General features: G+C 40.5%; 14 protein-coding genes. 11 read left to right on the plus strand and 3 right to left on the minus strand.

Going from position 1 to position 22,838, the window contains the following annotated elements; all coding sequences use genetic code 11:
* Positions 1-78 precede the first annotated feature (78 nt).
* Positions 79-1,596, plus strand: coding sequence for a histidine ammonia-lyase (gene hutH, locus ACIROD_RS24545; protein WP_402945204.1), 1,518 nt, complete (start codon positions 79-81; stop codon positions 1,594-1,596).
* A 318-nt stretch (positions 1,597-1,914) separates the two neighbouring features.
* The gene (locus ACIROD_RS24550) at positions 1,915-3,312 is read left to right on the plus strand and encodes an amino acid permease (protein ID WP_402945257.1); all 1,398 of its coding nucleotides are present in this window, start codon (positions 1,915-1,917) and stop codon (positions 3,310-3,312) included.
* Between the two features lie 675 nt (positions 3,313-3,987).
* Here the strand turns inward: ACIROD_RS24550 and ACIROD_RS24555 are convergent.
* Together ACIROD_RS24555 and accD are read right to left on the minus strand one after the other, a co-directional pair.
* Positions 3,988-4,941 carry an acetyl-CoA carboxylase carboxyltransferase subunit alpha gene (locus ACIROD_RS24555; RefSeq protein WP_402945207.1) on the minus strand — a complete coding sequence of 318 codons (954 nt, stop codon included), beginning with the start codon at positions 4,939-4,941 and terminating at the stop codon, positions 3,988-3,990.
* Positions 4,938-5,795, minus strand: a complete 858-nt coding sequence (gene accD / locus ACIROD_RS24560; RefSeq protein WP_230178649.1) for an acetyl-CoA carboxylase, carboxyltransferase subunit beta — start codon at positions 5,793-5,795, stop codon at positions 4,938-4,940. Before accD ends, ACIROD_RS24555 begins: the two co-directional genes overlap by 4 nt.
* Before the next feature lie 1,753 nt (positions 5,796-7,548).
* On the opposite strand from accD, the gene ACIROD_RS24565 reads away from it, so the two are divergent.
* Together ACIROD_RS24565 and ACIROD_RS24570 are read left to right on the plus strand one after the other, a co-directional pair.
* Positions 7,549-8,754, plus strand: a complete 1,206-nt coding sequence (locus tag ACIROD_RS24565; RefSeq protein WP_101225643.1) for a quaternary amine ABC transporter ATP-binding protein — start codon at positions 7,549-7,551, stop codon at positions 8,752-8,754.
* Between the two features lie 4 nt (positions 8,755-8,758).
* Positions 8,759-10,486, plus strand: coding sequence for a glycine betaine ABC transporter substrate-binding protein (locus ACIROD_RS24570; protein ID WP_402945210.1), 1,728 nt, complete (start codon positions 8,759-8,761; stop codon positions 10,484-10,486).
* Positions 10,487-10,545: 59 nt separating this feature from the next.
* Here ACIROD_RS24570 and ACIROD_RS24575 read toward each other — a convergent pair whose 3' ends face one another.
* Positions 10,546-10,728: a hypothetical protein gene (locus tag ACIROD_RS24575; protein ID WP_260359254.1), complete on the minus strand. Its 183-nt coding sequence runs from the start codon at positions 10,726-10,728 to the stop codon at positions 10,546-10,548.
* 334 nt (positions 10,729-11,062) lie between these two features.
* On the opposite strand from ACIROD_RS24575, the gene ACIROD_RS24580 reads away from it, so the two are divergent.
* From ACIROD_RS24580 to essA, 7 genes are all read left to right on the plus strand, one after another.
* Positions 11,063-11,977, plus strand: coding sequence for a nucleoside hydrolase (locus tag ACIROD_RS24580; RefSeq protein ID WP_402945214.1), 915 nt, complete (start codon positions 11,063-11,065; stop codon positions 11,975-11,977).
* Between the two features lie 440 nt (positions 11,978-12,417).
* The gene (locus ACIROD_RS24585; protein ID WP_034306171.1) at positions 12,418-12,708 is read left to right on the plus strand and encodes a WXG100 family type VII secretion target; all 291 of its coding nucleotides are present in this window, start codon (positions 12,418-12,420) and stop codon (positions 12,706-12,708) included.
* 95 nt (positions 12,709-12,803) lie between these two features.
* Positions 12,804-13,043 (plus strand): ESX secretion system protein YukD, encoded by a 240-nt coding sequence (yukD, locus tag ACIROD_RS24590; RefSeq protein ID WP_053537134.1) that lies wholly within the window; start codon positions 12,804-12,806, stop codon positions 13,041-13,043.
* Between the two features lie 70 nt (positions 13,044-13,113).
* Positions 13,114-14,463 (plus strand): type VII secretion protein EssB, encoded by a 1,350-nt coding sequence (essB, locus tag ACIROD_RS24595; protein WP_402945217.1) that lies wholly within the window; start codon positions 13,114-13,116, stop codon positions 14,461-14,463.
* 30 nt (positions 14,464-14,493) lie between these two features.
* Complete coding sequence (gene essC / locus ACIROD_RS24600) at positions 14,494-18,975, plus strand: type VII secretion protein EssC (RefSeq protein WP_402945220.1); 4,482 nt, start codon at positions 14,494-14,496, stop codon at positions 18,973-18,975.
* Positions 18,968-21,895 (plus strand): type VII secretion protein EsaA, encoded by a 2,928-nt coding sequence (gene esaA, locus ACIROD_RS24605; protein WP_402945223.1) that lies wholly within the window; start codon positions 18,968-18,970, stop codon positions 21,893-21,895. The genes essC and esaA overlap by 8 nt, the downstream gene beginning before the upstream one ends.
* On the plus strand, positions 21,882-22,364 hold the full coding sequence (gene essA / locus ACIROD_RS24610) for a type VII secretion protein EssA (RefSeq protein WP_260359263.1): 483 nt from the start codon (positions 21,882-21,884) through the stop codon (positions 22,362-22,364). Before esaA ends, essA begins: the two co-directional genes overlap by 14 nt.
* Positions 22,365-22,838 lie beyond the last annotated feature (474 nt).

Below are 22,838 nucleotides of genomic sequence, written 5' to 3' on the forward strand. Positions count from 1 at the left end.
GGCTGTATTGAAAGACTGGATAAGTCTGTCAATACGGCCTCCTTTTGTTTGTTTAAAAAAAGAATAGGGGTGCAGGAAATGATTATGTTAACGGGCCAAACTTTAACGATTGAAGAAGCGAAAAAAGTGTTATATGGGGAGGCATTTGTCACGGCTTCTGCCGAGAGTGTCAAGAAAGTTGAAAAGAGCCGGGAAGCGGTTGAAAATATCGTGAAGCAAAAGAAAGTCATCTATGGCATCACAACAGGTTTTGGAAAATTCAGCGATGTATTGATTGATGCAGAGGACGCAGAGCAGCTACAGTGGAATTTGATTCATTCCCATGCTTGCGGAGTCGGGGAGCCGTTTCCTGAGGTCGTTTCGAGAGCTATGGTCCTTCTCCGTGCCAATGCGCTATTAAAAGGGTTTTCCGGTGTGCGTCCTGTCGTCATTGAACGTTTGATCGATCTTTTGAATGCAAATATCCATCCGGTCATCCCTCAGCAAGGATCTCTTGGAGCAAGCGGGGACTTGGCGCCGCTTTCCCATTTGGCGCTAGTATTGATGGGAGAAGGGGAAGTGTTTTATAAAGGAGAGCGAATGGAGGCCATCATAGCTTTATCGAAGGAAGGCATTCTTCCTCTGACTCTTAAAGCAAAAGAAGGTCTTGCATTAATAAATGGAACACAGGCCATGACTGGGATGGGCCTCGTCAATTACATTGAAGCCGAACAGCTGGCACATCAAACTGAAGCGATCGCTTCACTGACGTTAGAAGGTTTACGCGGCATAGAAGATGCCTTTGATGCCGATGTTCATCTAGCACGAGGCTACCGCCAGCAAACAGAGGTCGCGGAACGGATTCGTCGCATGATCAGCGGCAGCCAGCTCATCACGAAGCAAGGGGAACTGCGGGTACAGGATGCTTATTCGCTCCGCTGCATTCCGCAAGTGCATGGGGCATCATGGCAAACACTTGATTATGTAAAAGAAAAACTGGAAATTGAAATGAACGCAGCGACGGATAATCCGCTTATTTTTGACGATGGGGAAAAGGTTATTTCAGGGGGTAACTTCCATGGCCAGCCGATTGCATTTGCGATGGACTTCATGAAAATCGCTGTTGCAGAGCTTGCGAACATTTCAGAGCGCCGCATTGAGCGACTCGTCAATCCTCAGCTGAATGATTTACCGCCATTCTTAAGTCCGTCACCTGGCTTGCAGTCGGGAGCGATGATCATGCAATATTGTGCCGCTTCACTAGTTTCTGAGAATAAAACACTCGCCCATCCTGCAAGTGTTGATTCCATTCCATCTTCAGCGAACCAGGAAGATCATGTAAGCATGGGAACGATTGGGTCCCGACACGCACATCAAATCATTCAGAACGTACGCCGCGTTTTGGCGATTGAGCTCATTTGTGCCTTACAGGCGGTGGAATACCGCGGAACAGAAAAGATGGCTCCGTTTACAAAAGAGTTTTATACGGAAGCAAGAAAGCTCATTCCAAGCATTACACAAGATCGTATCTTTTCTAAAGATATTGAAGCAACGGCAAGCTGGTTACATCAAATCGATTGGAATTCATTTATTCATAGAAGTTTACCTACAACATAATATGAAGTGCGGAATATCCGAATGAACGTTAGGCTTATAGCCCTTTGGGTTTTAAGCCTAACATCGTTATGTAAATGCTATATAGATCCCAGAAATCCAAAAAGGTCTCAGCATTAGAGAAAATGACCTTGAAATAGTAATAAATGCAGGAAATGACCATTGATGGAATGATTGGCTTTACCTATTCGTGCTAGATTAAAAATGCATTTTGGAGGGGAATCTAATTTGGAAAATCGGCAATTGCAACCACCTGTCATAAATGAAAAAAACCAGCCGTCAAATACTTTACAAAGGAAGCTGAAAGCTCGCCACCTTACGATGATATCGTTAGGCGGTGCAATTGGTACAGGGCTGTTTCTCGGAAGCGGTCCGGCCATTCACTCTGCAGGGCCTGGCGGTGCTTTGGTCGCTTACGCCGTAATTGGTATAATGGTTTATTTTATTATGACAAGCCTCGGAGAACTGGCATCATTCATGCCGGTCAGCGGAGCTTTCAGCACCTATGCTTCGCGTTTCATCGACCCGGCATTAGGGTTTGCGCTTGGTTGGAACTATTGGTTCACTTGGGCGATGACACTTGCCGCGGAACTATCTGCCGCAACGATGGTAATGAAATTTTGGTTTCCTGACAGCTCGTCTTTTTTATGGAGTTCTTTGTTTTTAGTTTTAATATTTTTATTGAATTACGTATCCGTTAAAGGGTATGGCGAAGGGGAATATTGGTTTTCCCTCATTAAAGTGGCAACCATCATCATTTTTATAGTAGTAGGAATATTGATGATATTCGGAATCATGAATGGAGAGGCGATTGGTTTTAAAAACTTCACAGTTGGTGACGCTCCATTTGCCGGTGGTTTTTTGGCTACATTGGGTATTTTCATTGCTGCTGGATTTTCTTTTCAAGGTACAGAAATAGTCGGTGTTGCAGCCGGCGAAAGTGAAAACCCGGCAAAAAATGTACCTCGTGCAGTTCGCAGCATTTTCTGGAGAATCTTCCTCTTTTACATCCTGGCCATACTTGTTATTGGACTGATCGTTCCTTATACGAATGGCAGTCTGCAAGGACACACGATCATGGTTAGCCCATTTACGATGGTGTTTGAAAAAGTGGGACTGGCATTCGCTGCTTCCGTGATGAATGCCATCATTTTGACAGCTGTATTATCCGCTGGAAATTCGAGTCTTTACGTGACGAGCCGAATGTTGTACTCAATGGCAAAAGAAGGGCTGGCACCGCGTATTTTTGGGAAGCTTAACAAGCGCGGCGTTCCCATTTGGGGACTGGCAGTCACTTCACTTGTAGGGATGCTGGCCTTTTTTGCTTCCGTTTTCGGTGATGGAGTTATTTATATTTGGCTTATGAATGCTGTTGGGGTCACTGGATTTATATTTTGGCTGGGAATAGCGGCGAGCCATTATCGGTTTAGAAAAGCCTATATTGCCCAAGGGTATTCACTGGACGATCTTCCCTATAAGTCAAAATGGTTTCCTTTTGGGCCGATATTTTCCTTTGCCCTTTGCTTTTTCGTTTTATCGGCGCAAAACTATCAGGCCTTCATTGGAGATGAAATTAACTGGGCCAGTGTGTTCGCTGCCTATCTTGGCATTCCATTCTTTCTGGTAATGTGGCTTGGATATAAGTTCATTAAGAAAACAAAAGTAGTTCCGCTAAAGGATTGCAAAATTGATTTTGATGAACATAGGAATGCAAAATAGACATGAGCCTTCTTTTAATAATTTATATGGATTAATTATTTAAAAATACAACTTTCTTTGTTAGGATCGTTAGCAGCCTTTAAATGACAAGGTTTCTTACCGCCAAGAAACAAAACGAACAATAATTTGAAGTGATGAAAAAATGATCATCGGTTCCAGTTGATTAATCCGAAGTAACAGTTGGAGATGATTGAATCAATACGCACTATATCAATTTCATTTTAGGGATATTCCTTTTTTAAGAAGTATTATCCCATTATCCCCCTACAAGTAGAGTGACAAGATGTCCTTAATAATCTACCTGGAGGGGATTTTTTTATGGAGGAAAAGGGACAAACATTTAAAACATATTCAGAAGAATTAAAACGTGAAGTCGTTCGATAAAGTTGGAGAGGTTCATTGAATTTATGCTTTGTTTAATAGGAAAGGAATTTACCTTGATATAGATTAATTAACAGTTTTGTAAAACAGAGATAAGCCCTTCCAAAAGAGTTTGGAGGGTTACTTGGCATGGCCATGAATATTGTAACAATAGGATATATAATAATTCAGGTTAATTGGGGAGGAAAGACATTGATAATATATTTTGTCTTATAAGATATATGAAGGTATTGTTAAGTCTATCGACTATATGAAATGGTCTATGAACATGTTGGAAAATAATGGTTCATCTACTTAATTAAATTTCCTTTCTTCCATATACTCACCAATTTTGCGAAACTTATCAAAACGCTGTTGGCGTAGAATGCCTTTATCTAATTGACCAAGTTCTTGTAATGCCTTTCGTAATGTTTCTTTGATAAATTGCGATTGAAGTGGGGTGTCAATATGTGCTCCTCCAACAGGTTCTTTGATGACCTCATCAATCACCCCTAGTTCCATCAAGTCCTTAGCCGTAATTTTCAATACTTCAGCTGCTCGTTTTGCTTGTGTGGCATCCTTCCATAACACTGCTGCTGCTCCTTCAGGTGAAATAACCGAATAAAATGTGTTTTCTAGCATGTAGATTCGATTACCAATCCCTAGAGCCAACGCACCACCACTCCCACCTTCACCAACTACAAAGCAGATGATTGGTACTCCAAAACTAGCCATTTCACGAAGATTGTGGGCGATAGCTTGAGATTGTCCACGTTCTTCAGCCTCACGTCCTGGGAAGGCCCCTGGCGTGTTAATAAATGTTACGATGGGGCGATTGAACTTATTGGCTTGTTGCATAATTCTTATGGCTTTTCTGTAGCCTTCAGGTTGCGACATGCCAAAACGGCGATAGATATTGTCTTTTGTATTTTGACCTTTTTGATTTCCTAAAACAGTTATAGGCATTCCTTCGAAGGTAGCTATTCCTGAAACTAATGCAGGGTCTTCCCCATAAAGTCTGTCACCATGAAGTTCAATAAAGTCTTCAAAAATATGGTGGATATAATCTAAAGTAGTTGGGCGTTGTTGAATTCTAGATAGTTGGATTTTATCCCAAACTCCCATATTTTCATTAAGATGAATTTTGATTTCATTGACTTTTTGCTCAAGATTTTTTAATACTTCGTTAAGGTCAAGATTATGCTTTTTAGACACCTCTTTCAGTTCAGCAATTTGATTTTCCAGTTGTTTTAATTCTTGCAAATTCATCGTTTAAAACACTCCCTGAAATTGAGATGATGGATTTTTAAAATGGTTGTTAATGATTGTTTTAATTCATTCCTATTTACAACCATATCCAGTTGCCCATGTTCCAATAAAAATTCAGAGGTCTGAAAATTCTCTGGAAGTTCTTCTCTTATAGTCTGTTCAATTATGCGTCTTCCTGCAAAGCCAATTAAAGCTTGTGGTTCGGCAATATTGATATCACCTAATGAAGCGAAACTAGCAGAAACTCCACCCGTTGTAGGATTGGTTAAAACGGATACGAAAAGAATTTTTTCGTAGTTTAGTTGTTCTAAAGCAACACTTGTTTTTGCCATCTGCATGAGACTAAGAATTCCTTCTTGCATGCGAGCTCCGCCGCTTGCTGAAAACAATATAAATGGTTTTCGTGTTTTTAATGACTTCTCAATGGCTCTTGTGATTTTTTCACCGACTGCTGATCCCATGCTTCCCATACGGAAACGAGAATCCATGACACCAATCACAACCGGATAGCCACCTATGGAAGCTTCCCCAGTAATAACCGCATCATTTAATGCAGTCTTATTCTTATCAGAAATTAATTTATCTGTATATTCAGGGAAGTTCAACGGGTCAACGGAAATTAAACTTTTATTGAATTCCGAAAAAGAACTACTATCTGTAAGCATTGAAATGCGGTCATAAGCTGTAACGGGGTAGTGATATTGGCATTTCGGACATACATTCAATTCTATTTTCATAAGAGATTCATCATAGGTTTCCCCACATGATTTACAAGTAAAAGGGATGGGAGTAAAGCTTTTGTCTATTTCAAAAAAAGAGTTCGATTCTATTTTTTCTCTTTTTAATGGATACATCTTCATCAATCCTCCTGTGGTAAGACCGCCGTATTACAAGTTACGCTCACCATTCTTTAAAATATGGAGCGTGATTTTTAGCTTTTCTTAAAAAGTTTTATACAATCAGAAATCATTCTAGAGAATAAAAATTTTATTTGGTGGGTGCTTCATTAAGAAATTATCTATTCCTGTATGAATGCATTTTTACTTGAAAAATCAGAAACTTACGATTTTATTGACGGGAATTACGTAGGCTTGTATACAAACCGAGTATACAAACATTAAGACTTCTTATTATCTTTCTATAAAGAGGATAAAGGTTACTTAGCTTAACAGAACGGTTGTTTGAAGTGTATGAGTGTAATCATTATTTATCGCTCACCATTATTCCGATTCTTGGAAATGACGATTTACCAAATAGCAAAGCGTCATCTAATGAAGCTAATACTCCCATTGTTGGTGTAAGCTCATAATATGCATATACGAATATAATTGAATGGGCTCATTCTTCAGTGGATAATATTTTATTGGTTTATCAGATTGTAAAAAGATAAAGATTAATAGTTTTTTTAATCTAAAGGGGCAGATTAGGATTTTGTTTAACAAGAACTCTAGGGATGTTAGGATATCATTTGGGGGAATACGGTTGTTATCTGCCGTACAACCTCATAAAAAATATTTTAAAATCACAAAAAATGATTGAAAATAAAATCTTGATAATGAACAGTTAGGCAATAGAGGTGTAGCGATTGATCACACCGGTTTAGTAAAAATACATGTTAGTGATGGGCTGTATTTTTTTTAATATCTTTTGCAACATTGAAAACTTGTACAGCCAAAGAAGCTCTATGAATGGATTAATTGAAAGAAAGCAATCTATAACTAAGTAGCCATATATCGTTTTTTTGTACTTCTGGTTTTGCCCTCGAAGAGTATTCGATTGTAAGATTATTTCCCATTTTAAAAAAATGATAAATCGTGGGTCTGAAAAAATGTTTCGATGCCCCGGTTATTGCTTAAACCGTTGCTAAGTCAATGTTTATAGAGGGATGATGCCACTTTCATATGGTGTACCATCTTAACGTATATACACAACAATTCCGCCCCACATCATTTGAATTTATATTCATTCTTTGTTAAGGTAATTAAGTACTTTAGGGATACAGGTTCATTCCGTGTGCTGGGACTGAACAAAACCCTAAAATAAAAAACCATTATATTTCAGTTGGTATATGCTGTGCCTGTTAGTTTCCTCAGTTGTATTGCACTTCTTTTCCCTGCTAGCTCCAATTAGACACATTGGGAATCCCATAATCATATTTCTATGCGTTTTGGTGTTATACTGCACTGCAAGTACCATTCCACCTGGTTAAGGAAATGAAATACATTAGAGGGTAGTCGTAAGTCCATCTGGACAAAACTCTAAGTGGAATCGTTTATATTACAGTTGGTATATGTTGTGCCTGCTTGTTTCCTCAGTTGTGATTGCACCTCTTTTTTTCCTACTTGAAATGCTCAATTTATCACACATAATATAATCCAAGTAAAGAAGTACTTCTTGGGAATAATAAATATAGATTATTTTTCTATGCACGTTATGCCCTGTGCCACTGAATAAGTGTCACTTCCGCTTTTTTTGAAGAAAAAGTAATGGGGTAGATTTTCGGTTATTTCAAGGTACTTGTGCATTAAATAATCATCACTCGCATAAAACGGGGGAATTCAGCAAAACTGAATATCATATGGGCAACTATTAGAATGAGGTGACTTGATGAAGCCGTATGTAGAAGTCAGAAATGTCTCGAAAATTTTTGGCAAATCTCCAAAAGCAGCAACAGACTTATTGAAGCAAGGCAAAACGAAAAAAGAAATCTTGAAAGAAACGGGACAAACGGTCGGAGTGAATAATGTTAATTTCGAGATTTATCCCGGCGAGATTTTTGTCATCATGGGCCTGTCAGGTAGCGGGAAATCCACTTTGATCCGCATGTTCAATCGTTTGATCGATCCCACTTTGGGTGAAATCTTAATTGATGATGAAGATATCGTGAAGATGAATGCTGCCCGGTTAAGGGAAGTCAGACAAAAGAAAATAAGCATGGTCTTTCAAAACTTTGCTTTATTTCCGCATAAAACGATATTGGAAAACGCTGAATTCGGGCTCGAAATTCAAAAAGTGGATCCGGCAAAACGTCATGAAAATGCGATGAAGGCTCTTGAGGCCGTTGGATTGAAAGGCTACGAAAATCAGATGCCATCACAGCTTAGCGGCGGTATGCAGCAAAGGGTTGGGTTAGCCCGGGCACTCGCCAGTGATACGGATATCCTGCTGATGGATGAAGCCTTCAGTGCCCTTGATCCATTGATTCGTAAGGATATGCAGGATGAACTGATACAAATACAAGATCAGTACAAAAAAACGATCATTTTCATTACCCATGATCTTGATGAAGCATTAAGGATCGGGGATAGAATTGCCCTTATGAAAGATGGAAGTGTAATTCAATTGGGTACCCCTGAACAAATCATGATGAATCCAGCCAATGAATTCGTCGAGAAGTTTGTGGAAGATGTTGATCTATCAAAAGTATTGACAGCCTCTCATGTGATGATACGCCCAGAGAAGATTGCGGTGGACAGAGGCCCGAGGGTTGCCTTGGAAATCATGCGCAAACAAGGGTATTCCAGCATTTTCGTTGTTGATAGGAAGCAGAAGTTATTGGGGGCCGTGACTGCTGAACAGGCACGTCAGGCAATGAGTAATAACCAATCGATTTCTGAAGTGATGACAACCGATATCCCAACTGTAAAAGAGGATGAATTACTTGGAAACCTCATGGATGTGATGGCGACTTCAAGCTTGCCAATCTCAGTGATCGATGATCAGAACAGAATTAAAGGAATTCTTCTTCGCGGTGCCGTTATCGGTGCTTTGGCCGGAAATAAAGATTCCTTGAATGAAATGGAGAGTGAATAATTCAATGAATATGCCGAAAATCCCACTAGGAGCATGGGTCGATTCTTTAGTGGATTGGATTACCATTGTATTTGCTGGATTATTTACATTTATAACAAATGTGATTGAGGGTTTATTGAATATCTTGGTCGATGTAATGAGTGCAGGACCTTCTATCATTTTAATCATCGTCCTTACCCTTCTGGTTACCTATACAAGCAAATGGACATTAGGATTATTTACATTAATCAGCTTACTATTGATTGATAATCTTGGTTATTGGGAATCAAGCATCCAAACACTGGCAATCGTTATTTTGTCAGGATTCCTCACCATATTGATCGGAATACCGATCGGAATATGGTGTGCCCAAAATAAAACCGTGCGCAATATCGTAACCCCAATCTTGGATTTCATGCAAACGATGCCTGCCTTCGTTTATTTGATTCCTTCGATTTTATTCTTTGGAATAGGGGTAGTGCCTGGAATCATCGCGTCATTCATTTTCGCAATCGCACCAACAATCCGAATGACCAATCTTGGGATTCAGGAAGTGCCTAATGATTTGATAGAGGCATCTGATGCATTTGGTTCAACCAGCAGCCAAAAGTTATTCAAAGTACAAATACCATTGGCTACTCCAACGATTATGGCAGGAGTTAACCAAAGCATCATGCTGGCACTATCCATGGTTGTTACAGCCTCTTTGGTTGGAGCACCAGGACTTGGGGCGGATGTCTACCGGGCTGTCAGCCAAATTAATGTGGGGCAAGGATTTGAAGCAGGATTATCCATCGTAATCATTGCAATCATACTCGATCGTATCACGCAAAACCTTCGTAAACCAGCTTACGAGCATATCGTAAGCAGGAAAATCATTTTTACGATTTTGGCTTTACTTGTTGTGGGTACTGCACTATTCAGTACTTTTACAAAAGAAAAAGCAGTGGACGGGGATCAAAACAGTCTTGCTGCCAAAGCCAATTATGAAATCATCGGAATTGAACCTGGAGCAGGAATAATGAAGTTGACTAAAACGGCTATTGATGATTATAAGCTGGATGACTGGAACGTGGTTGAAGGGTCATCGGCAGCAATGGTTGCAGAATTGAAAAAAGCGATTGATAAAGAAGAACCAATCGTCGTTACTGGCTGGTCACCACATTGGATGTTCTCGACATATGACTTGAAATATCTCGAAGATCCGAATGGATCCTTCGGCAAGGCTGAAAACATCAATTCCATTGCCAGAAAAGGACTTGAACAGGATGCACCAGGTGCCTATAAAATTCTTGATCAATTCTACTGGGAAACAAAAGATATGGAAGATGTAATGGTCAAGGTTGCTGATGGGATGTCTCCTTCAGAAGCAGCAGAAGATTGGATAAAGAAAAATCAGGACAAAGTGTCCAAATGGACCCAAGGAGCACAATCAGGAAATGGTGAAAAGATCAAACTGGTTTATGTTGCCTGGGACACTGAAATTGCCAGTACCAATGTGATTAGCAAAGTGCTGGAGCAGAATGGCTATGATGTAACATTAAGTCAGGTTGAAGTGGGGCCGATGTTTGCCGGCGTAGCAAACGGAAGTGCGGACGCCATGGTGGCTGCATGGCTCCCGGGAACACATCTTGAATACTATAATAAGTACAAAGATGAAATTGTTGACCTTGGACCAAACTTAAAAGGAACAAAGCTTGGTCTGGTCGTACCTGAATACGTAGATATTGATTCGATTGAAGACTTAAAATAAGAAAGAAGAGGGAATTTCAGAAATGGAATTCCCTCTTTTTTAAGTTTAGCCGCTTGGGGTCAATGGATGGAAACGAATTTATTCATCAATTCCTCTTCAGTTACTTCAATCTTTCCTTTCATATCTTCAGCCAATAATACATAACTTTTCACGCCAATGAATTCTGAATGTGATATTAAAAAGAATTTTGTTCCTTTTTTATACGCAGAAGGATCATCTTCAATCAATTTAAACATTTTCATCCTTTTTCCACCTTGGATATCATATTCGTAACGCATGTATTCATAACTACCTTTGGAGTAGAAGTAATTGCATCGAACAAGTTGAAAAGGAGTTAGGTCACTACTAAGGTACAACTTCTCTTTTCACTTTTTATATCATTGATATTTATGGGTGGTCAACTATTTTTATTGGTAGATACAAGAACCAGCTGGCATTGTCATTTGTTTGCAAATTATGATTATTCCTAACTTTCTGTGGAAGTGTCTATCGTTGAATGTTAAAATTCAGTTGGAAAACAGTGATTCTTTATACATATGAAAGTGATTAAAAAGTGTTTTGGAAGGTGTGGAAATATTGAAACCAATCATATTTGATGTAGATACTGGGATTGATGATGCCCTGGCGATGGCATATGCTTTAAATTCCCCTGAATTGGAAGTGCTCGGATTTACCACTTGCTTTGGTAACGTGCCCGTTGCTGAATCGACCCGCAATACTCTTGCCGTTTTGGAGAAATTAAATAGGCGCATTCCGGTTTTTGAAGGTGCTGACCAAACTTTGGTACGCGGAAGGAAGAAGAGGTATCCCAAGCATGTACATGGGGAAGACGGGTTAGGAAATACCCTTCGGTTTGAACCAACCATCAAAGCATCACAAGGAAATGCAGTGGATTTCATTATCGATCAGGTGCAAAGCCGACCGCATGAAATCACGATTATTGCAGTTGGACCACTGACTAACATCGCATTGGCGATTAAAAAGGCCCCAATGACCATGTCCTTAGTAAAAGAGGTCGTTATTATGGGCGGTGCCGTAAAAGTACCAGGAAATGTAACCCTTTATGCTGAAGCGAACATAATATCAGATCCTGAAGCAGCACATCAGGTATTTGCTTCAGGACTGCCAATCACCCTAGTGGGGCTTGATGTGACGCTGCAAACATATCTTTTGAAATCGAAGCTTGATGATTGGCGTGCCACTGGTAAGGAAAGCGCCGAATTTTTAGCGGAAATGACCGATTATTATATGAAAGCATATGAAAACTCCCATCCAGGTTTGGGCGGTTGCGCCCTTCATGATCCGCTTGCAGTCGGGGTTGCGATTGATTCAAGTTTTGTGAGTGCAGAATGGATGAACGTCAAGGTGGTGACCGAGGGTGAAGAAACAGGCAGGACAATCGGTCAAAAGGATGGCGAATCAAGAATCCGCGTCTGTACGAATGTGGAAAGTGCTCGGTTTGTGAAACATTTCTTGGAACGGGTTATATGACATTGAATCATGTATTAATTATAAAGGCTGTTTCTTTTCCCAGAACCATTGGGAATAGATATGCCCTGTTTCTGTTGAATAAATAGATCGGAGTCAGGCCGAATTATTATAGTGGCCTTAAAACTTTAATCAAACGTTTGATTAAAAAGAAAGTCTAAAGTCACTATTATTATGATGAAAACCATATTATTGGGTTATGGCTCGGAAATATTGGGTATAAGGAACTTTTTTTACCATAAAAAAGTAAAATGTTTAAAATTATTTAAAAAATGGGTTTGGAAATATGGAAAAACAGGTACATAGACTTTCGTAATGCCATATTTAGGTTTTTTTGTATAATCATAATTTACCATTTTTCGACTTTGTGGTTATTTATATGGCAGAAAATGTATGGTTCTATTAAAATGTACTATATAAGATAAAAGGAGGAGTTTTTTTCTATGTCACAAATTCGCGTAACACCTTCAGAACTGAAAGATGTAGCCAGACAATATGATAATGAGAGCCAACAAGTAACGGATATGATTGGTCGTTTAGATAGAATGAGAGATCATTTAACTGGTATTTGGGAAGGTTCTTCCAGTGAGGCTTTCGTAGGCCAGTACGAAGAATTAAAGCCTTCATTCATGGATATGGCTCGCTTGTTGAATGAAGTTTCTCAACAATTGAATAAATCAGCTCAAATCCTTGAAGACACAGATAATCAGATTGCTAGTCAAATTCGCGGATAATCATTAGGTCAATGAAATAAAGAAATTTCTAGGAAAAAGCGCCGCGACTCTTTATGAAGATCGTGGTGCTTTTTTGCATTAAAGAGGTGGTTTCAATATATATTCAACTAACGATCGATTTAAACAGGTATACAGGGGAAGTATTTGATTTGCAAGTGTCGAATTACCGCTCCATCAAAAAGGTTGTGGAAATCATATGGCAGGTAAAGGATATTGCCAGTGCACCTAAAGAAGGCTATTGGGTGCGGGTCCAGAATAAGGAGTTCGTATGTTCAGGTTATGAAACCCTGCTTGATAGCGGAATTACGACGGGGGACCGCCTAGAGATCCTCTAATGGATCAGTGTGGACTCTTTATAGGAAAAAAGTCTAAAGCCCTTTAGCAGGGGTAAAGGAGTTACATAAAATGGATGAGAAAAAATCCTCATATCTGGAGAAAAAAACAGAAGCTGCAATGATGAAGGATGATAATGGGCATTTGTTCGTTTTCCAACGGGCAAAATTATCGATGCAAGACCCACTGGAATTACAGCTTATTCATGAAGCGGATGATGCTCTCCAGAAACATATAGAAGTGACAGAGGACGAGGTGCAGATCAGAGTAAATCCACCAGCCTCTTTTTTTGTTTTTTCAAAAGCTAAAGATAAAAATCCATTGAGTAGATGGTTATCGTCTTATCAAATCTTGAAGAAAATCAGGAATCATGAATTGAGTCGCCTGCAACTTGTCGTTTGTCCGGAAAATATCGTTTTTGATTCAAGCTTGGCCCCATATTTCCTGCATTATGGCGTAAAAGACAGTTTGCCTCCTTATGAGCATAATCAGGATGAGCTATTTAAAGAAACGAAGGCAACGATTTCAGCGCTTGTGGATGGGCAGTATACATTCGAAGAGTATCTGCTTTACCATAAAACCCTGAAACTATCGAGCGAATCACAAAGCATATTGGCGACGGGGACTTGGGATGAACTTTCCACGGTCATTCAAAATCGGATAGAAGATTTAGAGAAGGAAGAAAAAGCATTTGTGCATATCCCCGAAAAGAAATGGAAAACGGGCCGTTATACACTTTGGGGTACGGTGATCGTTCTAGTGCCGCTGCTGTTGTTTACGATTTACACATTATTCTTCTCCCAACCTAAGCAGGAGGCATATGTGGAAAGCGGTGAAAGCTTTTTAAAACAAAAATACAGTGAAGTCATTGACCGGTTGGAGAACTACGATCCGAAAAAAATGCCTTATGTCGTTCAATATGAACTGGCGAAGTCTTACGTCGCTTATGAACCGTTGGATGATGTCAGAAAGAAGAATGTAGAAAATGCAATCACTTTGCAGACTGATAGCCAGTATCTTTTATATTGGATTTATATAGGCAGGGGCATGAGTGAGGACGCGATCGATTTGGCGAGGATCATGGAGGATCGTGAATTGATTATATATGGACTCGTAAATCTGAAAGAACAGATTAAGTTGGACGATAACCTTTCCGGGGAAGAAAAGGAAACGCAAATTAAAGAAGTCGATACGGAGTTATCCCAATATGAAAAGGAACTAAAGGAATTGAAAGAGCAATTGGAGGAACAGCAAGATGAGAACCAGCCTTCAACAGAGTCGACTTTAGAGGACAAAGGCGAAACGGAAACAAAGCCTGCTGTAAAAGAAGAAGCGGAAAAAGAACCTGCTTCTGGTGAGAAAGAGGGAAGTAAGGATTCCTCCAATAAATCATCTGAAGAAAAAGAGAAAAGCAAAGAGTGAGCAATGGGCCTTTTGCGGAGGTGAGATTTAATGAGTTTATTATGGATTTATTCTAAGGGAAACTACCAATCCTATACGATCAAGGGAAATCATAACGGTCCAATTACGATTGGGCCATCAAAGCAGGATACGATCACCATATATTCCATTCCCTTTGAACATGGTCCTATCAAGCTGAATAAACCTGAAGGACTTGATGGATATGAGGTGTTTAGAGAGGACATGAAGCTTGGTGATGTAAAGCCATTCCAAAGCTTCACCTTTCACGAAGGAGAAGAAAAGGTCGAGATTTTTTATACGGCAGGAGAATTGGAAGAGAGCCTCTATTATATAGGCAACTTGAAAGAAATCACTTTATCGGCCCAGGCAGGAGCGACTATCCGTAAAGAAGGACCTGTTTCCGGCAATGGGGCTTCCTTTGTGCTTCATAAAGGGCAGTGGCTACTCATGCCAAAGGAAAATAGCGGGATATTCCTGAATGGTGAAAGAGTAACGAAAGCTGTTCCCATTCAAAATGGTGATCTCATTTGCTGGCCGAATATGGTGCTAAGGTTGATTGAAGGCGACTTATTGATGATTCATAGTGCCGAGAGCTATGAAACATCATTAGCTAAAATGAAGAAGCCAATCTCTGAAATGAAAAAAAACTATCCGCAATATCGCCGGACACCAAGGATGATCTACGAATTGCCGGACGAGAAAGTGACGATATCTTTTCCGAGCCAAGAATCGGAAGATAATAATAGAGGGTTATGGCTGATCCTTATGCCGCCTTTAATGATGCTAATCGTCATGGGGGTCATCACGGTCATTCAGCCTCGGGGCATTTTCATCATCATATCGATTGTTATGTTCACAACGACTTTAGTTACCTCGACGGTACAATACTTTAAAGACAAAAAGAAGCAAAAACTCAGAGAAGAAAAACGTCAACGTGTATATACAAGGTATTTAGAGCAGAAGAGGGAAGAACTGCAAGAGCTGTCTGAAAAACAAAAGAATGTGCTGTTCTATCATTACCCTTCATTTGAAAGGATGAAGCTGCTGACTGACAGTATTAGCGACCGTATATGGGAGCGAACTTTGGAAAGTGAAGATGCTCTGCACTTTAAGATCGGAACGGCGACCATACCATCAAGTTATCAGGTGTCGGTAAATAGCAGTGATATGTCCAATCGGGATATAGATGATTTACTTGAGCAGTCGCAGGAACTTGTGGATGTATACAAAAACCTGGATGATCTTCCGTTATCGATCGATTTATCAAGCGGATCGATGGGCCTGGTCGGAAAGGAATCGATTGTTAAACGGGAGCTGCAGCAACTGATTGGGCAACTGGCCTTTTTTCATAGTTATCATGATGTTCGTTTTGTGGCCATTTTTCCGGAGAAGGATTACCAGGAATGGGAATGGATGAAATGGCTGCCTCATTTTCAATTGCCGCATGCCTATGCAAAAGGCTTTATATATAATGAGCAGTCACGTGACCAGCTTCTGACCTCGATTTATCAGCTTTTGAGGGAAAGAGATTTGGATGAAAATAAAGGGAAAGTGAGATTCACTCCCCACTTTGTCTTTATTGTCACGGATCGTAATTTAATTGCGGAGCATGTCATATTGGAATATTTAGAAGGTAAAACAGACGATTTAGGTATCTCGACGATTTTTGCAGCGGATGCAAAAGAGAGTTTGACGGAAAATGTCCATACGCTAGTGAAGTATATCAATGATTTTGAGGGTGAGATTCTCATCCAGCAAACGAAGGCCGTTCATACTCCATTTATACTTGATGCACATTCAAAAGAAGGGAATGAGCGTTTTGCACGTACGCTGCGTTCACTTGATCATCAAAAAGGCATGAATAATTCCATACCAGAAACGGTATCATTTTTGGAATTATTGAAAGCTCGAGAAGTGGAAGATCTGCCTATCAGCCAAAACTGGCGGACCAATCAGTCTTCCAAATCCTTGGCTGTTCCGATTGGATTGAAAGGGAAAACGGATAGGGTTGAATTGAATTTGCATGAAAAGGCGCATGGCCCCCATGGTTTGGTTGCTGGAACGACAGGATCGGGGAAAAGTGAATTACTGCAAACCTACATCCTTTCATTAGCCGTTCATTATCATCCGCATGAAGTTGCCTTTTTGCTCATTGATTATAAAGGCGGGGGAATGGCACAGCCATTCAGGCAGATTCCGCATCTGCTTGGAGTCATTACGAATATTGAGGGGAGCAAGAACTTCAGTGCCAGGGCACTAGCCTCCATCAATAGCGAATTGAAGAAACGCCAGCGCATGTTTGATCGATACGAAGTCAATCATATCAACGATTACACGGATTTATACAAAGAAGGCAAAGCGGATGAACCGTTACCGCATTTATTTTTGATATCAGATGAGTTTGCGGAACTTAAAAACGAAGAACCCGATTTCATCCGCGAATTAGTGAGTACGGCGCGAATTGGACGGAGCTTGGGAGTTCATTTAATTCTTGCTACACAAAAGCCGGGCGGTGTTATTGATAATCAGATTTGGAGCAATGCCCGCTTTAAAATTTCCTTGAAAGTGCAAGATGCCAATGATAGTAAGGAAATTCTTAAAAATAGCGATGCGGCAAATATCACTGTCACCGGACGGGGATATTTGCAGGTAGGTAATAACGAGGTTTATGAATTGTTCCAGTCTGCGTGGAGCGGTGCACCATACTTAGAGGATACGGTTGGATCTGAGGATGAAGTGGCACTTGTCACAGACCTTGGTCTTGTTCAAATCTCAAACGTAACGGAACAAACAACTAATAAGAGGAAAGAAAAGATCAGTGAAATTGAAGCCGTGGCGGATCAAATTGTGGCGACACAGGAAGAAATGGAGATTAAGAAGTTGGCAAGCCCATGGCTGCCTCCTCTTTCAGATCGGTTATCGAGAAATGCTGAAAGAAGCCTGACGAGGAATCAAATCCACCTGGGAATGAAGGATGAGCCCGAATTGCAGAGCCAGACAAATTATGTCTATAACTGGATTGAAGATGGGAATGTTGGGATTTTTGGTTCTTCTGGGTACGGCAAGTCAACCACCGTATTGACACTTCTCTTTAGTTTTGCAGATCAATTCAGTCCTGAGGAATTGCATTATTATATTTTCGATTTCGGGAATAGCGCTTTACTGCCAATTCGCCAGCTGCCTCATACTGGGGAATACTTTAGGTTCGATGAACTAAGGAAAATCGAAAAATTCATGTTATTCATGAAGGCGGAGATGGAAAGGCGTAAGCAGCTTTTTTCAGAAAAGGAGCTTAGTAACATAAAGCTTTATAATGCATTAGTGGAAGATAAATTGCCGATTATTTATATTGTGGTCGACAATTTTGACTTAGTGAAGGATGAGATGCAGGACCAGGAAGCGCAATTCGTTCAGTTTGCGCGTGATGGACAATCACTTGGAATATTCATGATTTTAACGGCAACGAGAATCAATGCGATTCGCCAGCCGTTAATGAATAGTCTTAAGACGAAGGTCGTCCATTACTTAATGGACAGTTCGGAACAATATTCGGTTTTGGGAAGAACCCCTTATGAAAATGAACCTGTACCGGGAAGGGCGTTAGTGAAGAAGGACCAAACCTATCTCATGCAGGTTTATCTTCCAGCAGATGGAGCGGATGATATAGCCGTTTTGGAAGAAATGAAACAGGCCGTGGCAGAGCATAAGGTTAAATATAAGGAAATGGCCAAACCGCCGGCGATTCGGATGTTACCGGCACGTCTTGATTCCAGCAGCTTCAAGAGTTACTGCTCACAAGCCATTAAGAAGGATTCCATTCCAATCGGACTTTCAGAGGAAAGCGTTACACCTGTTTTCTTGGAGTTGAATTCCAATCCATTCCTGCTTGTTGTAGGGCAGTCACGTAAAGGGAAAACGAATGTTCTTAAAGTACTCTTGGAATCATTGCTTCCACAGACAATTGGGGAAATTGGTTTGTTTGACGGAGTTGATCGTGGCCTATCTTCTTATGCCATAGAGGAGAAGGTGCGCTATGTAGAAACAAAAGATCAGATAACCGAATGGCTCGATCATATCACTGGAATATTTGAAGAACGTGAACGAAGTTATCTAGCGGCATTGGAAATGAAACCGATGAAGCAACTGGAATTCCCAAGGATCATGTTTATCATAGATAGCATTTCAAGGATCCAACAAACGATCGACGGCAGGATTCAGGATAGGATCAGCGGTTTGATGAAACAATACAGCCATCTTGGGTTTAGTATGATTGTCGCTGGAAATGCCAACGACTTCACCAAAGGATATGATTCGTTAACAACCGAACTGAAACAAGTCAGACAGGCTGTTTTGCTTCTTAAAAAATCGGACCAAAGCTTGTATACCCTCTCTTATTCAAGAAAAGAAGAAGAAATACAGCCGGGTTACGGATACTTTGTGCTCAATGGTCAGGAGAGTAAAATCCAAATTCCACTAAGTGAAGAAAGAAGGAGAGTGCAAGAGAGTGTCTGAAAAAATAAAACCGATGCTGTTAATCGGTAAAATACTGGTGATCTTAGCGCTGCCAATCTTGTTTTTTTCTTATATTGGCCAAAATCCAATGAAAAAGACAGAAACGGCTTCTCGTGAAATCGCCATTGTAAACGAAGATAATGGCACTGAATTTAACAATAATCCCATTTATATGGGCTCAGAGCTTGTTACTACACTGGACAAGGATTCTGAATATGAGTGGTTTGTGGTAAATAGGAGTACGGCGGAAAGTGGACTTGCAAATGAAAAGTATGATGCAGTCATATATTTTCCATCCGATTTTTCAGAGAATATTTATACATTCGATGATGAACAGCCTATCAAGGCAGGGATAAAGTACAAGGTACAACCTAGTTTGAATGCAGAGAACATGGAAAAGGTACAAAAGGAATTAGAGAAGACAAAGAGCAAAATGAATAAGCATATTTCAACACAGTATTGGAGTTATGTTTCCCAATCAGTCGAGGACATCCGTAAGAAGTTCGATAATGTCCTTGCTAAAGAAATCGCTTTTCAAAACACGATGTATGAGTTTTATACTCCAAGCTCGGAAAGCCTTGCCGGGGAAATCAAGCAGCATAAGGACATGCTTGAAGGAGTCTTTGCCGAGACGAAGGATGCTGGCAAAACAAGTAATGAAACAATGGATGAAATAGGGAGCACGAAGACTCAAATGGCTTCCTTTGTGAAAGATGTTGTTTCTTTTGAGGAATATCAAAAAGCTCAAAGTATCCTTTTTGAGAAAACCTCTGCCCAAAATCAGCAGCTTGTCAAGGAGAGTGTACAATCATATGACAAGGTGCTGAATGAGGGTGACCAAACAATACCTGAGATTCAGCAAGGGATGAATACGAAATACAGTCTTAATGATCAAGGCATTAGTGAGAATGTTGGGATCATGCAGCAGAAACTCGATTCTAGCAGTAATGAATTGGAACAATTTTCAACAAGCATGAAGGATAAACAAGTAGAACAGATTACGAAAATCACTCAAGATCAACAAAGCTCGATTGAACAATTGAAACAATCGGAAGAGGCGGGTCTTGATAACCTTCAGTCTACGTTGCTTGCGCAAAGGGGGAATCTTGCAAGCAGCTCTGGTGATGGGGAGGTTATTGGTGAAGGTACGAAGCCTATAGAAGATATTGAAACGGAAACGGAAAATGGTGAATCGGTTGCCGCACCTGAAAAGAAGGATCCGATTGATGAACTGTCACTGCAGGTACTGCTGGATCAAATCACTGGGATTAACACGGCACTTGAAAGTTTGGTGCCGGCAGAAGGAAGTGAAGGAACTGCTGAACAAATCAACATCCTTGCAGCGGAACTCCAAGCTGAAATCAATAATCTCAGCGGAACGGTAAACGGCAGAACGGGAAATTATAATCAAGTGATCACGGAGTTTAATACACTGGTAGATTCATATAATGAACTGCTGGCGCAGTTTACGCAATTACAAGCTGATTATAATGAACTCGGCACGAATTACAAGGATTTAGGTGACCAATGGAAAAAGTCACAGGAAGATATTCAAAAATTACAGGACATCCAAAGCATGACAATCGACGAGGCCATCGCAGAAATCAAGGCTCTCGAACAGTCACTTCTTCAAAAGGTGGGGGGAGAAAGGCGAGCGGTGCTGGTGAAGGCCTTTGAAAACCCTATCACGAATCGGGATTCAACTACCCTCCTTGCCTATTACGGTTCACTCTCATCTTACGGTGAATTGGCTGAAAGAGTCACGGAAGCAAATGTAGAAAAGGTATTTGCAGCCAATATAAAAGAATTGGAAAACTTGAAAAATGGGGTTTCCGGAAACGTAGATGAAGAAGCGAAGCTCGTTAAAGCCAGTTTAGCAGGAGTCAATGAGAACTTCGGGATGTTCTCAGATTCCATTATGGGTTATATGAAAGAATATGATGCTAACGTTGAAACGGGGCAGAAAGCTACTTTAGCTGAATTAGCGGCAATTACCGGCAAGGCTCAAGAAGTGTCTGCCAATTTGTCAGGTCAAATGGAAGTTCCTGAAATGGAGGCCGAACCGCCAGTTAACCTTGACGGAGAAATGTTTGTATCACTTCAAGACAATACGGCAACAACTGTCGGCTTCATTTCCGAGCTTGTCAATTCTGTAGCGGAACGGCAGGACACGGTCACGAAGGATACAGCAGACCTGCAAGAGAAAGTTGGATCCGTACAGGAAAGGGCCGATCAGCTTAATGATAATTGGTCCCAAAATGTAGACTCGACCGTAAAAATAAAGACGGACGTCTATAGTGTCTTGAATAACACTCTAGTCGATGATCAGGAGAACGGGTATGTGTACGAATATTTAGCAAATCCTGTACAAATCAGCGGGGAAGTCCTGCATCAGGAAAAGGTTAATATCCCACCGATCGTCATGTTGGTGATCATACTTATTTCTGGGTTATTGATCGGTTTCTTCCTGCATCACTATGAAACCATTCCAATGATGGTGCATGCAGCCTTGTTTGCCTTATTGAATCTGATCGTAGGTTTAATCATCAGCATGTATGGTTTGAAGATCTATCCACTGGGAGATATGCAGGAGATTAAATGGACCGTTTTCACCGTCCTGCTTTTATTCTTCTGTTCAGCGTTTACCAGGCTTGCCTTCTCGATTGGGCCGTTCGTAGGTGCTATCCTGGTGATTGGCTTGATCAGTTTCTTTACCATTCCATTATTGGATTTAATCATGCCTAATTTCAATGTAGACCATCCGGTTGCAGATGTATATATGTCCATACAATTCGGAAATCAGTCGGCATTCATTCCGGCTAGTATCATCTTGATTGTGCTGACGCTTATTGCAACTATCATTCCATATATAGTGAAGCGTCTTACAGAAAGAAGAGCAATGGCCCATGAAGTGGAATAAATACGTAATGCCTGTCTTGCTCATCCTGTTTTTTAGCCATGCACCTAATGGCGGGGCGGAAGATGAACCCATGGTGGAGCCCAATGAATATCAAGAAAACGATATTGATATTCAAACGGAGTATTTCCATGAAGAAGGATTGTTGGAGCAGAAGCGGAAACTGCCTGAAGAACAAAAGGACCTCACTTTTGAAAGAGGGAAATATGATGTCATTGACTCGGTGGAGGACTCATTGTTTCTGTCTCCGGTAACGGGGAATCAAAATAATACCATCGCTTCAAAAGCAGATCAGCTTGGATTATTCTCGGAGGTAGGCGTTCGAACGAGAAGCGAAGAAAAAACAGAGCCTTCCCTTAATTTTGACTTGACGGTATTGCTTGGCATCGTTTTGGCACTATTGGTCGTTTGTTTGTTTTTTGTCCTTATCCCAAAAATGGGGAAACTGAATGGAGAGGTTAAACGAAAATGAAAAAAGCCCGATTCCTGGATAAGTCAGGAATCGGGCTTTTTTGCTACATATCCATAACGGTCTTAATAAGCCCTAAAAGAAGGGCGGCTGCGAAGATCAAAATGAAGAATTTTTTATACATGATCAGTACCTCTTATATCTTATGAGTGGATTGCATTCATTTTAGCATAAACAGAAAAAGAATATACAAATCAGAGAGGCGTGGCTTCATTGCCCTAGGGGTTCGAAATTTTTTAATTCCGGTTCCCTTTTGTCTACAAACTGCGATGCGCCGATTTATTGGCGCATCCTATCGGTATTTGACCAAGTCAGGATAAACAGTCTTTGCTGCAAGTTCAAAAGCTTCCCCGATCCTTGGTCCAGTTCGTGACGTGAAATTTTCATTAAACGAATGGACGTCATCGTTGGTTCATGTTCACTTATCAACAGTTTAACATTCCTTTTTCATTAAGCAGCATTAATATTTTTAGTACA

Origin of the sequence: Peribacillus sp. NPDC101481 (genome assembly GCF_044767165.1) — a bacterium.
GTDB lineage: Bacteria > Bacillota > Bacilli > Bacillales > DSM-1321 > Peribacillus.

What these genes read in the sequence shown, in the direction of transcription:
- accD (WP_230178649.1), bottom strand. Translation starts at nt 5,795, where the DNA reads ATGTATCCATTAAAAAGAGAAAAAATAGAATCGAACTCTTTTTTTGAA.
- ACIROD_RS24585 (WP_034306171.1), top strand. Translation starts at nt 12,418, where the DNA reads ATGTCACAAATTCGCGTAACACCTTCAGAACTGAAAGATGTAGCCAGA.
- ACIROD_RS24550 (WP_402945257.1), top strand. Translation starts at nt 1,915, where the DNA reads ATGATATCGTTAGGCGGTGCAATTGGTACAGGGCTGTTTCTCGGAAGC.
- ACIROD_RS24555 (WP_402945207.1), bottom strand. Translation starts at nt 4,941, where the DNA reads ATGAATTTGCAAGAATTAAAACAACTGGAAAATCAAATTGCTGAACTG.
- ACIROD_RS24570 (WP_402945210.1), top strand. Translation starts at nt 8,759, where the DNA reads ATGAATATGCCGAAAATCCCACTAGGAGCATGGGTCGATTCTTTAGTG.
- ACIROD_RS24565 (WP_101225643.1), top strand. Translation starts at nt 7,549, where the DNA reads ATGAAGCCGTATGTAGAAGTCAGAAATGTCTCGAAAATTTTTGGCAAA.
- essC (WP_402945220.1), top strand. Translation starts at nt 14,494, where the DNA reads ATGAGTTTATTATGGATTTATTCTAAGGGAAACTACCAATCCTATACG.
- essB (WP_402945217.1), top strand. Translation starts at nt 13,114, where the DNA reads ATGGATGAGAAAAAATCCTCATATCTGGAGAAAAAAACAGAAGCTGCA.
- hutH (WP_402945204.1), top strand. Translation starts at nt 79, where the DNA reads ATGATTATGTTAACGGGCCAAACTTTAACGATTGAAGAAGCGAAAAAA.
- ACIROD_RS24575 (WP_260359254.1), bottom strand. Translation starts at nt 10,728, where the DNA reads ATGAAAATGTTTAAATTGATTGAAGATGATCCTTCTGCGTATAAAAAA.
- essA (WP_260359263.1), top strand. Translation starts at nt 21,882, where the DNA reads ATGAAGTGGAATAAATACGTAATGCCTGTCTTGCTCATCCTGTTTTTT.